The organism is Aestuariivirga sp., assembly GCF_046093005.1.
Lineage (GTDB): Bacteria > Pseudomonadota > Alphaproteobacteria > Rhizobiales > Aestuariivirgaceae > Aestuariivirga.
This window is the reverse complement of sequence record NZ_JBJTER010000113.1, coordinates 1-13,255: the sequence shown is the minus strand read 5'-3', so window position 1 is coordinate 13,255 and position 13,255 is coordinate 1. Positions and strand designations below refer to the sequence as shown.

At 65.5% G+C, this 13,255-nt stretch carries 15 protein-coding genes and 1 pseudogene; 11 read left to right on the top strand and 5 right to left on the bottom strand.

What is annotated here, in order from left to right; genetic code table 11:
• Positions 1–498, bottom strand: a pseudogene (locus ACKOED_RS09875) (hypothetical protein); the annotation flags it as partial.
• A gap of 173 nt (positions 499–671) precedes the next feature.
• Between ACKOED_RS09875 and dapA the strand changes: the two are divergent.
• From dapA to ACKOED_RS09860, 3 genes are read left to right on the top strand one after another with little or no spacing between them, the layout of a single operon-like run.
• Complete coding sequence (gene dapA, locus ACKOED_RS09870; RefSeq protein WP_408916422.1) at positions 672–1,586, top strand: 4-hydroxy-tetrahydrodipicolinate synthase; 915 nt, start codon at positions 672–674, stop codon at positions 1,584–1,586.
• A 1-nt stretch (position 1,587) separates the two neighbouring features.
• The gene (smpB, locus tag ACKOED_RS09865) at positions 1,588–2,085 is read left to right on the top strand and encodes an SsrA-binding protein SmpB (protein ID WP_408916421.1); all 498 of its coding nucleotides are present in this window, start codon (positions 1,588–1,590) and stop codon (positions 2,083–2,085) included.
• A gap of 5 nt (positions 2,086–2,090) precedes the next feature.
• Positions 2,091–2,591, top strand: coding sequence for a peroxiredoxin (locus ACKOED_RS09860; RefSeq protein WP_408916420.1), 501 nt, complete (start codon positions 2,091–2,093; stop codon positions 2,589–2,591).
• A gap of 8 nt (positions 2,592–2,599) precedes the next feature.
• Here ACKOED_RS09860 and ACKOED_RS09855 read toward each other — a convergent pair whose 3' ends face one another.
• Complete coding sequence (locus tag ACKOED_RS09855; RefSeq protein ID WP_408916419.1) at positions 2,600–3,235, bottom strand: uracil-DNA glycosylase; 636 nt, start codon at positions 3,233–3,235, stop codon at positions 2,600–2,602.
• A 4-nt stretch (positions 3,236–3,239) separates the two neighbouring features.
• Complete coding sequence (locus ACKOED_RS09850; protein WP_408916418.1) at positions 3,240–3,833, bottom strand: NYN domain-containing protein; 594 nt, start codon at positions 3,831–3,833, stop codon at positions 3,240–3,242.
• A gap of 64 nt (positions 3,834–3,897) precedes the next feature.
• Between ACKOED_RS09850 and folK the strand changes: the two genes are divergently transcribed.
• The 7 genes from folK to ACKOED_RS09815 all read left to right on the top strand — a co-directional run bounded on the left by folK (position 3,898) and on the right by ACKOED_RS09815 (position 10,567).
• On the top strand, positions 3,898–4,386 hold the full coding sequence (gene folK, locus ACKOED_RS09845; protein ID WP_408916417.1) for a 2-amino-4-hydroxy-6-hydroxymethyldihydropteridine diphosphokinase: 489 nt from the start codon (positions 3,898–3,900) through the stop codon (positions 4,384–4,386).
• Between the two features lie 65 nt (positions 4,387–4,451).
• Positions 4,452–5,141: a L,D-transpeptidase gene (locus tag ACKOED_RS09840; RefSeq protein ID WP_408916416.1), complete on the top strand. Its 690-nt coding sequence runs from the start codon at positions 4,452–4,454 to the stop codon at positions 5,139–5,141.
• Positions 5,142–5,228: 87 nt separating this feature from the next.
• Complete coding sequence (locus ACKOED_RS09835) at positions 5,229–6,563, top strand: peptidoglycan DD-metalloendopeptidase family protein (protein ID WP_408916415.1); 1,335 nt, start codon at positions 5,229–5,231, stop codon at positions 6,561–6,563.
• Positions 6,564–6,670: 107 nt separating this feature from the next.
• Positions 6,671–7,336 (top strand): glutathione S-transferase family protein, encoded by a 666-nt coding sequence (locus ACKOED_RS09830; RefSeq protein WP_408916414.1) that lies wholly within the window; start codon positions 6,671–6,673, stop codon positions 7,334–7,336.
• A 93-nt stretch (positions 7,337–7,429) separates the two neighbouring features.
• Positions 7,430–8,179 carry a TerC family protein gene (locus ACKOED_RS09825; RefSeq protein ID WP_408916413.1) on the top strand — a complete coding sequence of 250 codons (750 nt, stop codon included), beginning with the start codon at positions 7,430–7,432 and terminating at the stop codon, positions 8,177–8,179.
• A gap of 65 nt (positions 8,180–8,244) precedes the next feature.
• Positions 8,245–9,900, top strand: coding sequence for an energy-dependent translational throttle protein EttA (gene ettA / locus ACKOED_RS09820; RefSeq protein ID WP_408916412.1), 1,656 nt, complete (start codon positions 8,245–8,247; stop codon positions 9,898–9,900).
• Between the two features lie 61 nt (positions 9,901–9,961).
• A complete protein-coding gene (locus tag ACKOED_RS09815; protein WP_408916411.1) occupies positions 9,962–10,567 on the top strand; it encodes a L,D-transpeptidase in 606 nt (201 codons plus the stop codon).
• A 6-nt stretch (positions 10,568–10,573) separates the two neighbouring features.
• On the opposite strand, the gene ACKOED_RS09810 is transcribed toward ACKOED_RS09815, so the two are convergent.
• Positions 10,574–11,491, bottom strand: coding sequence for a lysophospholipid acyltransferase family protein (locus ACKOED_RS09810; RefSeq protein ID WP_408916410.1), 918 nt, complete (start codon positions 11,489–11,491; stop codon positions 10,574–10,576).
• A gap of 120 nt (positions 11,492–11,611) precedes the next feature.
• Between ACKOED_RS09810 and ACKOED_RS09805 the strand changes: the two genes are divergently transcribed.
• Positions 11,612–12,235 (top strand): glutathione S-transferase family protein, encoded by a 624-nt coding sequence (locus ACKOED_RS09805; protein WP_408916409.1) that lies wholly within the window; start codon positions 11,612–11,614, stop codon positions 12,233–12,235.
• A 58-nt stretch (positions 12,236–12,293) separates the two neighbouring features.
• Here the strand turns inward: ACKOED_RS09805 and ACKOED_RS09800 are convergent, their stop codons facing one another.
• A complete protein-coding gene (locus ACKOED_RS09800; RefSeq protein ID WP_408916408.1) occupies positions 12,294–12,995 on the bottom strand; it encodes a hypothetical protein in 702 nt (233 codons plus the stop codon).
• Positions 12,996–13,255: the final 260 nt, after the last annotated feature.

Genomic DNA, 13,255 nt, shown 5'->3' with positions numbered 1-13,255 from the left:
GGCGTTCAGCCATACCGTCTCGACCTGGCGGCGGGCGCCGTCGGTGTCGCCCGTGGCGATCAGCGCGCGGGCCAGGGCCAGCGCGCCTTCGGCGGTCACGGGCTTGCGCTTGGCGAAATGGCCCAGGATCAGGTCCGGGCTCTCCTTGTTGACATAGAGCGAGCGTTCGGCGCGCTTCATAAGGGATTCCGAGAGCGGCCATTTCGGCGCCCCGTCAAGGAAAGCCATGATGCGCTGGTAGCCGGCATCATTCGGATGGTCGCGCAGATAGATCAGTTCAACGAGCTTGATCGCCGCAACGTCGCCCGAACGCTCCGCCGCTTGCCCGGCCGCCACGAAATCGCCCTTGAGCGCCAGCTTCGCCGCCTCGATGGCGGCGGCCGAGGGCTCGGCGGCGGCGACGCTCACGCCCAGTCCGCTCACGGCGAGCGGCGGCATTACCGCCGCCGCGGCGGCGAGGGCAAACAGGCTTGCACGCAGGAACCGGCTGATACGCATGAACAATCCAATCCAAACCGTTTACGCTTCCGCCTGCCGCTAGGGGGCAAATGCGCCGGGAGGATGGCAGTGGCGCCACAGAGCCCCGGCGCTTGCCGCTGTCCTGGCAAACGTCTATGGTGCCGCGCCTTGCGCAGGCGGCGCTCCCGCAGACCTGCGAATCTAGGCCCCACATGGTTTCCAAGTCATTACCGGAGCAGCGCGCCGTGACGTTCAGAGGTTCCTTTCCCGCCCTCATCACTCCCATGCACAACGGCGCCGTCGATATCGCGGCCTTCCGGAAACTCGTGAACTGGCAGATCGAGCAGGGATCGCACGGTCTGGTGCCGGTGGGCACCACCGGCGAGAGCCCCACGCTGACGCCTGAAGAGCACATGCAGGTGATCGAGGTTTGCATCGCCGAGGCGAAGGGCCGCGTTCCGGTGATCGCCGGCACCGGCTCCAACAGCACCCAGGAAGCGATTGACTACACCCGCCACGCCAGGGACGCCGGGGCCGATGCGGCGCTGGTCGTCGTTCCCTACTACAACAAGCCCACCCAGGACGGCCTCTACGCGCATTTCAGGGCGATCGCCGACGCGGTGGATATTCCGATCATCGTCTACAACGTGCCGGGGCGCACGGTGGCCAACATCTCCGTCGAGACGCTGGCCCGGCTCTCGCATGACTGCAAGAACATCGTCGGCACCAAGGATGCCTCCGCCGATCTGACGCGCCCGTCGCGCCAGCGGCTGGCATCGGGCAAGGATTTCATCCAGCTGTCGGGCGAAGACGGCACGGCCCTGGGCTTTAACGCCCATGGCGGCGTTGGCTGCATCTCGGTGTCCGCCAACGTGGCGCCAAAGCTCTGCGCGCAATTCCAGGAAGCGACGCTGAAAGGCGATTATGCCGCGGCACTCACCCTGCAGGACCGGCTGATGCCGCTGCATCACGCGCTGTTCGTGGAGACGAGCCCCGGCCCGGTCAAATATGCCGCGAGTCTCCTCGGCCTGTGCTCGGCCGAGGCCCGCCTGCCGATGGTGCCGGTCGCCGAATCAACCAAGACGGCGGTGCGCGCCGCGCTGTTTCACGCCGGGTTGCTCAACTGAAATGAGTTCAAAGAGCGGTGGCGCCAAGGCGCCGCGCAAGCAGGCTGGCATCAAGGTCGTCGCCGACAACCGGCGCGCCCGCTTCGATTACGAGATCCTGCAGCCCTTCGAGGCGGGCATCGAGCTCCAGGGCTCGGAGGTGAAATCGCTGCGCACCGGGCACATCAACCTCGCCGAGGCTTATGCGGCGATGAAGGGCGGTGAATTGTGGCTGATCAATTCCAACATCCCGGAATACCGCGAAGCCAACCGATTCAACCATGAGCCCAAGCGGCCGCGCAAGCTGCTCCTTCACAAGCGCGAGATCAACAAGCTGGCGGCGGGCGTGCTGAAGGAGCATCTCACCATCGTGCCGCTCAAGATGTTCTTCAACGGCCGCGGCCGGGTGAAGGTGGACATCGCGCTGGCCCGCGGCAAGAAGCTGCATGACAAGCGCGAAACCCTCAAAGAGCGCTCATGGGACCGTGAGCGCGCCCGGCTGATGCGCGAGAAAGGCTGAGCCGCATGCAGTTTCTGCAGCATCTGGTGGGCCGGACCATGCCGGACGTGGCGCTGGAGGCGACATCGGGAAGCCCCGTCAGCCTGGCGCGCGTTCCCGGCACGGCGGTGATCTTCTGCTACCCCTACACGGGCAGGCCTGGCTATTCCGATCCGCCGAACTGGGATCATATTCCCGGCGCCCATGGTTCAACCCCGCAGGCGCTCGCCTATGCCGAGGCCTATGGCCAGTTCCGCCGCCTTGGCGTCAAGCTGTTCGGGCTCAGCCTGCTCGATACCGAATGGCAGCAGGAGTTCGTGAGCCGCCACCGGCTGACCTTCCGGCTGCTGTCGGACCCCGCGCGCGCCGTGCAATCGGCGCTGTCGCTTCCCCTGTTCGAGACCGGCGGCGTGGCCTATCTGCAGCGCATGACCTTCGTGCTGCAAGACGGCGTCATCACGGCGGTGCGATTTCCGGTTCCGGAGCCTGAGCAAGACGCAGCCGAGGTGCTGGCCCTCCTTTCGTGAGCGCCGTCCTAGGGCTTAGCGTCGAGGAATGCCTTCACCCGGCCGAACACCGCGTGGAACATGGCGGGCGTCAGCACACCCGTGTTGGTGTTGTAGCGCGAGCAGTGGTAACTGTCGAAAAGCCTGAGCCCGGCAACCGCGTGTTCGGCGCCATGCGCGAATGGAAAAGCGGATTTGCGGCTCTCCAGCGCCGTCAGCACCGCGTCATGCGCAACCCGTCCAAGCGCCACGATGGCGGCGAGCCCTTCCAGTGAAACGATCCGTTCACGGAGGAACATGTTGCAGGCCTTGATTTCCGCGGGCAGCGGCTTGTTCTGCGGCGGCAGGCAGCGCACGGCGTTGACGATCATCGCGTCCTTGAGGGTGAGGCCGTCCTTCGGGTCTGCGGCGTAGCGGCCCTCGGCGAAGCCATAGGCCAGCAGTGTCTGGTAGAGAAGCTCGCCCGCGTAATCGCCGGTGAAGGGCCGGCCGGTGCGGTTGGCGCCCTGCAGCCCGGGCGCCAGCCCGACGATCAGCAGCCGGGCCTCGGCGGCGCCGAAGCACGGCACGGGACCGTTGAACCAGCCGGGATGCGCCTTGCGCTGTTGTTGCCGGAAATCCGCAAGCCGCGGGCAGCGCGGACAATCATGCCCCGGCTCCGCCATCGGGTCAGATGTCCGCAAAGTCCTCGAAGCTTTCGCGCGGCGGCGCCATCGGCCGCTCGCGCCGCTCCGACGGGTCGCGGCCGATCTCGTCGCGCAGGTCGGCGAGGTCGATGAACTGGACGGTCTGGCGGCGCAGGTCGTCGGCGATCATCGGCGGCCTGGTGGTCAGCGTCGAGACCACGGTCACCCGGCGGCCCCGCGCCTGCACGGCGGCCACCAGCGAGCGGAAGTCGCCATCGCCCGAGAACAGAACGATGTGATCGAGTTCTGCCGACAGCTGCATCACGTCAATGGCCAGCTCGATGTCCATGTTGCCCTTGACCTTGCGGCGGCCGGTGGCGTCCGTATATTCCTTGGCGGGTTTGGTCACCACCCGGTAGCCGTTGTAATCCAGCCAGTCGATCAGCGGCTTGATCGGTGAATACTCGGCATCTTCTATGAGCGCGGTGTAGTAGATTGCCCGGATCAGCCGCGCGCGCTTGCGGAAAAATCCGAGGAGCCGCTTGTAGTCGATGTCGAAGCCCAGCGTCTTGGCGGTGGCGTAGAGGTTGGACCCGTCGATGAACAGCGCGACGCGCTCGTCCGGATAAAAATGCATGGATGAAATCCTCGTCTGGTGTATAGGCCGGATTTAGACAGACACGCGGATTTGCTCAAGCGAAATGATATTGATCGGTCTCGGCGCCAACCGCAGCGGACCCTGGGGAAGCCCGCGCCAGACGGTGCTGCGGGCGCTTCGTGAACTCAACACCGGCGGCATCCGGCTGAAGCGCGCGTCCGGGCTTCTTGTGTCGGCCCCCTTTGGCCGCACCGATCAGCCTGATTTCGTCAATGCGGTGGCCGAAGTCGAAACCAGGCTTTCGCCGCGGGTGCTTTTGGCCCGGCTCCACGCGATCGAGCGCAAGGCGGGCCGCCGCCGCGGGCTGCGCTGGGGGCCGCGCACGCTCGACCTTGATCTCCTCGATTACCATGGCCTGATCCGCCGCCACGGCCACCGGCCGCGGCTGCCGCACCCGGGAATCTCATCGCGCATTTTCGTGCTCGCACCGCTGGCCGGCATCGCGCCCGGCTGGCGGCATCCCGTCAGCCGCCAGACCGCCGCCACGCTGTTGCGGCGGCTTGACCAGGCGGGCGAGGGGCGCCTGCTTTAATCGGCCCTTAAGCCTGGTTTCGGCATGCTGGCTCCGATTTGGGTCTTGCCTGGGCCGGGTTGCATATGCGTCTTTTCCTTTGCCTGATCGCGCTGATCGCGGGCCTGCTGCCAGCCGCCGCGGGCGAGCCGCGTTTTGGCCCGCAGGCCTTCGAGATTTTCGGGACCATGGAGGGCGCGGGTGGCGCGGCGCCTGGCCGCCCCGCGAGGTTCAATTCGCAGTCATTTCAGATTTTCGGCGGCATCGACGGCCGGTGGATGGAAGGCGCGGCGTTCTGGGACAATACCGAACCTCGCCTGGCGGCGATGCGGCCGCGCGTTATCCGTTTCAATAGCCATCTGCCGCCAGGTTCGATCCTGGTCCGGACCGGCGAACGCAAGCTCTATTTCATCCTGCCGGAGGGCCAGGCGGTGGCCTATCACGTCGGCGTCGGGCGCGAAGGCTTCGCCTGGACCGGGCGCAGCACGGTATCGCGCAAAGCCAGATGGCCGGACTGGCGGCCGCCGCCCGAGATGATCGACCGCGAGCGCCGCAGGGGCAACCACCTGCCGGAATTCGTTGCCGGCGGGCCGGACAATCCGCTGGGCGCGCGCGCCATCTACATCGGCAACACCCAGTTCCGCATTCATGGCACCAACGAGATCTGGAGCATTGGCCAGGCCGTGTCATCGGGCTGCATCCGCATGATGAACGCCGACGTGATCGACCTCTACAACCGGGTTGCGCTTGGGGCAACCGTGGTGGTGGAGCGCTGACCGTCCGTTTTCTTCCGCGCGATAAACCCTCCCTTAACCTAAACAAGTCATTGTCCTCGATTATTCGTTTGTTCTGGAGTTCGGGGCATGCCGTCCAATCTTCGCCGTCCGGCCTGGCTTTTTTCCAAGCCGCAGTTCCTGATGTCAGCCGCCGCCGCCGTCTTGCTCGCCGGCTGTTCCGCCGAGTCCGACCGTTTCACCGCCAACCCGTCCGAAGCCGATCCGGTCTATACCGCCAGCGTGCCACAGCGCATGACGGCGGCCAATGCGGGCCTGGATAACGAGGTGACGTCAAAGCCGCTCGCCGGGGCCTCGCAGCAGCAGCCGCCCGCCTATGACTACACCAAGTCCTATCAGGCGCCGCAGTACCGTCAGCCGGAAACCGCCGCCGCCGCGCCGGCCGCCACCGGCGGCACGATCACCGTCGGGCCGGGCATGACGCTTTATTCCATTGCCCGCGCCAACAATGTCTCGGTCTCGCAACTGGCCGCCGCAAATGGGCTCAAGGCCCCCTATGCGGTGCATACTGGCCAGACGCTGCGCCTTCCGGGGATCGATGCACCGACGGCGCCAGCGACCGCCTCTTTCGCTGAACCGGAATCAACGCCGATCGCGCCCAAGCCCGGCGAACCGGCGGTCGAGCAGATCACCCGCATTCCGGCCAAGCCGGCAAGCGGCCTCCATACGGTCGCCAGCGGCGAGACGCTGTTCTCGCTCGGCCGCAGCTATGGCGTATCGCCCTTCGCCATCGCCGATGCCAACGGCCTGCCGCACAACACGCAGCTGAAGCTTGGCCAGCAGGTGAAAATCCCGGGTGGTAACGCGCCCGCGCCGGCAGCCGCTGAAAAGCCCGCCGAAACGCCGAAGCTCGCCACCGCGCCGGAAGTGCCGGCGGCGCCCGCGCCGGAAAAGCCCGCCGCGGAGCAGGAACAGCTTGCCGCCGCCCCTGAAGCCGCGGCACCCGCCAAGGACCAGTCGTCGATCGCCGCGGCACAGCCCGAAACGGCCGCCCAGGCGCCCATCGACGGCATGCCTGGCATGCGCTGGCCGGTGCGCGGCAAGATCATCTCCGGCTTCGGCCCGAAGGCCAACGGCCTCAAGAACGAGGGCATCAACATCGCGGTGCCCGAGGGCACCTCGATCCGCGCCGCCGCCGATGGCGTCGTCGCCTATGCCGGCAATGAACTCAAAGGCTACGGCAATCTGGTGCTGATCCGCCACGACAGCGGCTATGTCACCGCCTATGCCCACGCCAAGGAACTTTTCGTCAAGCGCGGCGACACCGTGAAGCGCGGCGACGTCATCGCCAAGGCCGGCCAGACCGGCTCGGTGTCAAGCCCGCAGCTGCACTTCGAAGTGCGCACGGGCGCGGTGGCGCTTGATCCGATGAAGTTCCTGTCATCCTCCACCGCGGCGAACTGACCTTTTCCCAAGCGAAGCGAACCGAGGGCCCGGGGCTTTTGCTCCGGGCCCTTGCCTTTGCGTCCCGCGCTGGGCCAAGCTGTGCCCGCTTTCCGGGGAGCAGGGCGATGATCACCGTTTGGGGACGGCGCAATTCCGTCAATGTGCAGAAAGTGCTGTGGGCGCTGGAAGAGCTCGAGCTCCCTTACCGGCGCGAGAATGTCGGCGGCAGCTATGGCGGCAACCGCGATGCTGATTTCCTGGCCATGAACCCGATGGGGCTGGTGCCCGTGATCCGCGACGGCGACGTCACCATGTTCGAGTCCAATGCCATCCTGCGCTATCTCTGCGCCCGCTACCGCGCGGGGGTCCTGCGCCCTGCTGATCATTGGAGCCTGGCGATGGCGGAGCAGTGGATGGAATGGCAGCAACAGGCCTTTGCGCCCGCTGTCACTCAGGTCTTCATGAACATGGTGCGGAGCCTCCCCGAAAACCGGAACTCCGAAGCGGTGGCGGCTGGCCAGCAGGCCGCGGCCGAGGCGCTGCGCATTGCCGATGCGTGGCTCGCACGATACCCATGGTTCGCCGGGCATGCGTTCAGCGTCGGTGACATTGTGATGGGTGCGTTGCTGTGGCGCTACATGGGCGTCGATGTCGAGAAGCCCGAGACGCCGGACCTGATGCGGTGGTTCGAGGCCATCCAGCGGCGTGACGCCTTTCGCCGCGCCGTCATGGCGGTGCCGCGGGCCCGCTCGCTGGCGGAGTGGAAGCGCATCGAGCGGGAAAGCGCCTGAGTTTCGAGCCGCCAGCCGAGGGTTGAAGCCGCGGCCCGTGTGTTTCATAAGCCGGTGCGGACTATGGATGGTTTCAAGGGGAGCTTTCGGGACATGGATTTCTGGCAGCAATATTTCTCCTTCATGTCGTCGCCCGAGGGCTGGATCGCGCTCGCCACGCTGGTTGCCATGGAAATCGTGCTTGGCATCGACAATCTGATCTTCATTTCGATCCTCTCCAACAAGCTTCCCGAGAAGGACCGCTCGCGGGCCAGGCGGATCGGCATCAGCGCGGCGCTGATCATGCGCCTCGCCCTGCTGGCCACGGTCTCCTGGATCGCCCAGCTCACCGCCCCGGTGGTGAGCGTGGCGGGGCTCGATTTTTCCTGGCGTGACATCATCCTGCTGGCTGGCGGCCTGTTCCTGGTCTGGAAGGCGACCAAGGAAATCCATCATTCGGTCGACCCCGACGACGGCAAGGAGAACATCGTGGGCCACGCCGCAACGCTCACGGTGGGCGGCGCCATATTCCAGATCCTGCTTCTCGACCTGGTCTTCTCGGTCGATTCGATCATCACCGCGGTGGGCATGACGGACCATATCGCCATCATGTATATCGCGGTCATCGCCGCCGTGGCGGTGATGCTGCTGGCGGCCGACCCGCTGGCCCGCTTCATCCACGCCAACCCGACCATCGTGATGCTGGCGCTGGCCTTCCTGATGATGATCGGCATGACGCTGATCGCCGAGGGCATGGGCTTCCATGTGCCCAAGGGCTATGTCTACGCCGCCATGGGCTTCTCGGCGCTGGTCGAGGGCCTCAACATGATGGCCAGGCGGGCCCGGCAGAAGGAGCGAGGTTGAAGCCGGGCGCGACTTGTTCTAGACAGCGCGTCCATTCATCCACCCATTGCGAGTGACGACATACGATGGCCCGTCAGTTCATCTACCATATGCACGGCCTCACCAAGGCCTATGCCGGGGGCAAGAAGGTTCTGGAGAACATCCATCTCTCCTTCTATCCGGATGCCAAGATTGGCGTGCTGGGCCCCAACGGCTCCGGCAAATCCACGCTGTTGCGCATCATGGCAGGCATCGACAAGGAATGGAACGGCGAGGCCTGGCTCGCCGACGGCGCCACCGTCGGCTACCTGCCGCAGGAGCCGGAGCTTGACCCCGCGCTCGACGTGATGGGCAATGTCATGGAAGGCGTCGCCCACAAGAAGGCGATCCTCGACGAATACAATGCGCTGATGGCCGACTACAACGACGAGAACGCCGAAAAGGCCGGTAAGATTCAGGACGTGATCGACTCGCAGAACCTGTGGGACCTCGAAGCCCAGGTCGAGCAGGCGATGGACGCGCTCCGCTGCCCCGCTGGCGAAGCCTCGATCGACAATCTCTCGGGCGGCGAGAAGCGCCGCGTGGCGCTGACCCAGCTGTTGCTGCGCAGGCCGGACCTCTTGCTGCTCGACGAGCCCACCAACCACCTTGACGCCGAGTCGGTGAACTGGCTCGAACATCACTTGCGCGATTATCCCGGCGCCATCCTGATCGTCACCCATGACCGCTATTTCCTCGACAATGTCACGGGCTGGATCCTTGAGCTCGACCGCGGCCGCGGCATTCCCTATGAGGGCAATTATTCCGCCTATCTCGGCCAGAAGGCCAAGCGCTTTGCCCAGGAATCGCGCGAGGACGCCGCCCGCGAGAAGGCGATCGCCCGCGAGCAGGAATGGATCGCCGCCTCGCCCAAGGCCCGCCAGGCCAAGTCCAAGGCCCGCATCAAGGCCTATGACGAGCTCCTCAAGATCAATGAAGACCGCGTCAAGTCGACCACCGCGCAGATCATCATTCCGCCGGGTGAGCGATTGGGCGCCACGGTGATCAATGTCGAGAACCTGTCCAAGGGCTATGGTGACCGGCTGCTGATCGACAATCTCTCCTTCAAGCTGCCGCCTGGCGGCATCGTCGGCATCATTGGCCCCAATGGCGCCGGCAAGACGACGCTTTTCCGCATGCTCACCGGCCAGGAAAAGCCGGACTCCGGCTCCATCGTCATCGGCGAGAGCGTGAACCTCGGCTATGTCGACCAGTCACGCGACTCGCTCGATCCGGACAAGACCGTCTGGCAGGAAATCTCGGGCGGCAATGACGTGATCTATCTCGGCAAGCGCGAGATGAATTCGCGCGCCTACACTGGCGCCTTCAATTTCAAGGGCGGCGACCAGCAGCAGAAGGTCGGAACGCTCTCGGGCGGGCAGCGGAACCGCGTACATCTGGCCAAGATGCTGAAGTCCGGCGCCAATGTGCTGCTCCTCGACGAGCCCACCAACGATCTCGACACCGAAACGCTGGCCGCGCTCGAGGAGGCGCTGGAGGATTTCGCCGGCTGCGCGGTGATCATCAGCCACGACCGCATGTTCCTGGACCGGCTGGCCACCCACATCCTGGCCTTCGAGGGTGACAGCCATGTCGAATGGTTCGAGGGCAACTTCCAGGACTACGAGGAAGACAAGAAGCGCCGCCTCGGCGAGGACAGCGTGATGCCGAAGCGCATCAAGTACAAGCAGTTCGCGCGCTGATGACGGGCGCCGAAGCCGGTGTTATCATCAATCACCCGATCAACATGATGCGATTCCAGCCATGACCATCTCCCGCCGCCTGTTCCTTGCCGCCCTCGCCGCCACCGCCGCCACGCCGGCCTTCGCGCAGGAGGCCCCGCCGGTTGACCTGTCGCAGGAACCCTTCCCGGTGAAGGACGAGGAGAACAAGATCGAATACAAATACCGCCGCCGCGAGATTGATTTCGAAACCGCGGAGGCGCCGGGCACCATCATCGTCGATCCCAAGAAGCGCTATCTCTATTTCGTCCTCGGCAACGGCAAGGCCATCCGCTATGGCGCGTCGGTGGGCAAGCAGGGCCGCACCTGGTCCGGCGAATCGACGATCGGGCGCATGGAAAAATGGCCGACCTGGACGCCCACGCCCGAGCACATCGCCGAATTTCCGAAGCTGGTGAAGTGGCAGAACGGCGGCATGCCGGGCGGGCCGGAGAATCCGATGGGCGCGCGCGCCCTTTATCTCTATCAGGGCGATGTCGACACCATCTACCGCATCCACGGCACCCATGACCCGAAGCTGGTCGGTAGGAAGAAGACCGCGGGCTGCTTCGCGTTGCTCAACGTCGACATCATCGACCTCTACAACCGGGTGCAGCTCGGCACCCGCGTGGTGGTGCTGGAATACTGATCCGGTTCAGTCCCCGTCCTTCGCCGCCGCGCCCTTGATCCGCGCCTCGCGCAGGTGCAGGTCGCGCGGATAACCCTTGATGTCCTCAGGATGCGCCAGCGCGAAAGTGCGCTTCTTCAGTTCCATCACCAGCTCGGCGCGGTCCTCGATATGGGCGAGTTCGGAAAAGGGAATGGGCGCGCCCACCCGCACCTTGAGGCGCGTGCCGATGCGCCGCGCGGTTTCGCGGAAAACGAGCGAAAGCCGCAGCGTGAGGCTCAGATGGCTGGCGAGCTGGAACAGGCGTGAGTTCTGGCCCACGAAGAACACCGGCACCACGGTGGCGCCGGAGGCGCGCAGCAGCTTGGCGGTGAACGGCGCCCAGGGCAGGTCCACCGCCGGGCCGCGCAACGGCTTTTCGGAGGTCGAGACTCCGCCGCCTGGAAAAATGCCGATGGCGTGGCCCTGTTTCAGCCAGGCCTGGGCCTGAAGCCGTGATCTGACATTGGTCTCGCGCGCCTCGCGGGTGGGCGCAAAAGCCACCGGCAGCAGATGCGCCGCCGCTTCCGGCGCCTGGCACAGCACGTCATTGGCCAGCACCTTGGTGTCCGGGCGAACCTTGGTTGCAAGCCAGGTGAGCGTGATGCCATCGAGCACCCCATAGGGGTGGTTGGCGATGAACAGAACGGGCCCGTCCGCCGGGGTGCGGGCCAGCGCCTCCTCGTCGTAATCCACCTTGATGCGCAGCAGGCGGATGGCCGAATCGAAAAAGCTCTCGCCATTGCGCAGGTTCTTCTGGTGCTGGGCATAGAGCTTCTTGAGCCGGCGCTGTCCGCCGATCTTTTCGATGGCCTGGATCACCGCGCGCTGCAAGGGCGGCTGATCGGCCGTCGAATAGCTGAACCGGATGGGGCGCGGAGCAGGAGTGGCTTGGCGTTTCGCCATGGAGGGCCGCAAATGATGAAGCAGGCTTTCCATCGCATGCCGTGCTTTTCGGGGCAATGGCGAAGCTTTCCCGGGGCCAGGCTTCCGGCCTATGATGCCGTCCGAGGAGGACAACATCTCATGTACACGCTCTATGCCCTCAACGGCGCCGGTTCCATGGCGCCCGAAGCCCTGCTCGCCGCTTGCGGCGCCGATTACAAGGTGATCGTCGTCGAGCGGATGCCGGACGGGTCCTTCCCGGAGTATTTCCATCGAATCAATCCCAAGGCCGAGGTGCCAACCCTGGTTCTGCCCGATGACACTGTCATGACGGAAAGCGCGGCCATGATGATCTACCTCGCCGACCTGTTTCCGGCGGCGGGGATGGCGCCCGCCATCGGGTCGGCCGCGCGCGCCCGCTATCTGCGCTGGCAGGTCTATCTCGCGGCCACCATCTACATGAGCGATCTCAGGCTGTTCTATCCCGCCCGCTTCTCAACCGATCCGGCTGCCGCTGACGGCATCAAGGCCAAGGCGGCGCAGGCGATGGACGCTGAATTTGCGATCTATTCTTCAGCGCTGGGCGAGGGGCCGTTCATCCTCGGCGCACAGATGAGTGCCGTGGATATCTATGCCGCGATGCTGTGCACCTGGGCGCCGGACAAGGAGGCGCTGTTCGCGCGGCACCCGAACATCAGGCGCATGTATGATGCGGTGCTGTCCCGGCCTGACATCAAGGCCGTCTGGACGCGCAACGGCGAATAGGCTCTCGACATGATGTCTCCCGCCGGCGCTGGTCCGGCGGGAGAAACTTCGTCACGCCTCAGTAGCAGGGCGGATAGGGGTAGTAGCCGCAGGCGGGCGGTGCGTAGTAGGGCGCATAGGGATGCGCAACAGCCGCACCCACAGCCGCACCCGCCACCGCGCCGGCCGCGACGCCCGCGGCAACGCCCCCGCCATACCAGCCGTAGTGGCCATGCCAGCCGCCGCCGCCGGCCGCCCAGCCGCCATGCCCGCCACCCGCCGCGAACCAGTCGATGAACACCGCCGCCGGGCCCTTGAGGCCCTTGAGGTCGCCCTCGAGGATATCGACGTCAAAGGTCAGGTTGCCGCCATCGAGCTTCGGGTTCTTCAGAACGACGACCGCGTCGGTGACGCCGTCCTTGCTGCCGCCGAGCACCGAGACGGTGGCGTTGGGCGGGTCATTCTTGAAGCTGTCCTTGCCCTCGTCCCAGCGCGAGATGAACATCTCGGTGGTCTCGTGGCCGGCAGCGCGCACCGGGCGGTCGGCGAACACGATGACATTGCCGGACACGCCGGTGAGCGTGAGCTTGCCATCGGCCAGGCTGGCGCCATCAGAGTTGATCACGCCCAGTGAGGGGACCGGCGCCTGGCTCGTGGGCTGGCCGATGGTCTTCTGCAAAGGAATATGGGGATTGGCCGGTTCGGCCACGGCGGCCACCGTGGCCACCATCACCAGGCCCGCGGCGGCGATCGCCAGCTTGCCGAGGTTCGAGAGTTTCATGGATGTTCTCCTTGGTTGGGTTCTGTCGAAAAACGCAGGGCGGCTGGCGTTACGGCCTTTCGGCGCTTGCCATCCGACTTATTGCGGGAGTTGGCCGCACGGCGGAAATGGATGGTAGCCGCAGGGCCGGTTATCGCTTTGGTTGCGGCCATCGCCAACGGCATTGCCGCCGCCCGCGCTGTACCAGCCATGGTTGCCCGGGCTTCCGCCGCCGGCCGCCCATCCTCCACCACCATGCATACCGCCGCCGCCGCCGCCGA

Bases quoted from the DNA above. Each gene is read 5' to 3' on its own strand.
- dapA (WP_408916422.1), top strand. From the start codon at position 672: ATGGTTTCCAAGTCATTACCGGAGCAGCGCGCCGTGACGTTCAGAGGT.
- smpB (WP_408916421.1), top strand. From the start codon at position 1,588: ATGAGTTCAAAGAGCGGTGGCGCCAAGGCGCCGCGCAAGCAGGCTGGC.
- ACKOED_RS09860 (WP_408916420.1), top strand. From the start codon at position 2,091: ATGCAGTTTCTGCAGCATCTGGTGGGCCGGACCATGCCGGACGTGGCG.
- ACKOED_RS09855 (WP_408916419.1), bottom strand. From the start codon at position 3,235: ATGGCGGAGCCGGGGCATGATTGTCCGCGCTGCCCGCGGCTTGCGGAT.
- ACKOED_RS09850 (WP_408916418.1), bottom strand. From the start codon at position 3,833: ATGCATTTTTATCCGGACGAGCGCGTCGCGCTGTTCATCGACGGGTCC.
- folK (WP_408916417.1), top strand. From the start codon at position 3,898: ATGATATTGATCGGTCTCGGCGCCAACCGCAGCGGACCCTGGGGAAGC.
- ACKOED_RS09840 (WP_408916416.1), top strand. From the start codon at position 4,452: ATGCGTCTTTTCCTTTGCCTGATCGCGCTGATCGCGGGCCTGCTGCCA.
- ACKOED_RS09835 (WP_408916415.1), top strand. From the start codon at position 5,229: ATGCCGTCCAATCTTCGCCGTCCGGCCTGGCTTTTTTCCAAGCCGCAG.
- ACKOED_RS09830 (WP_408916414.1), top strand. From the start codon at position 6,671: ATGATCACCGTTTGGGGACGGCGCAATTCCGTCAATGTGCAGAAAGTG.
- ACKOED_RS09825 (WP_408916413.1), top strand. From the start codon at position 7,430: ATGGATTTCTGGCAGCAATATTTCTCCTTCATGTCGTCGCCCGAGGGC.
- ettA (WP_408916412.1), top strand. From the start codon at position 8,245: ATGGCCCGTCAGTTCATCTACCATATGCACGGCCTCACCAAGGCCTAT.
- ACKOED_RS09815 (WP_408916411.1), top strand. From the start codon at position 9,962: ATGACCATCTCCCGCCGCCTGTTCCTTGCCGCCCTCGCCGCCACCGCC.
- ACKOED_RS09810 (WP_408916410.1), bottom strand. From the start codon at position 11,491: ATGGCGAAACGCCAAGCCACTCCTGCTCCGCGCCCCATCCGGTTCAGC.
- ACKOED_RS09805 (WP_408916409.1), top strand. From the start codon at position 11,612: ATGTACACGCTCTATGCCCTCAACGGCGCCGGTTCCATGGCGCCCGAA.
- ACKOED_RS09800 (WP_408916408.1), bottom strand. From the start codon at position 12,995: ATGAAACTCTCGAACCTCGGCAAGCTGGCGATCGCCGCCGCGGGCCTG.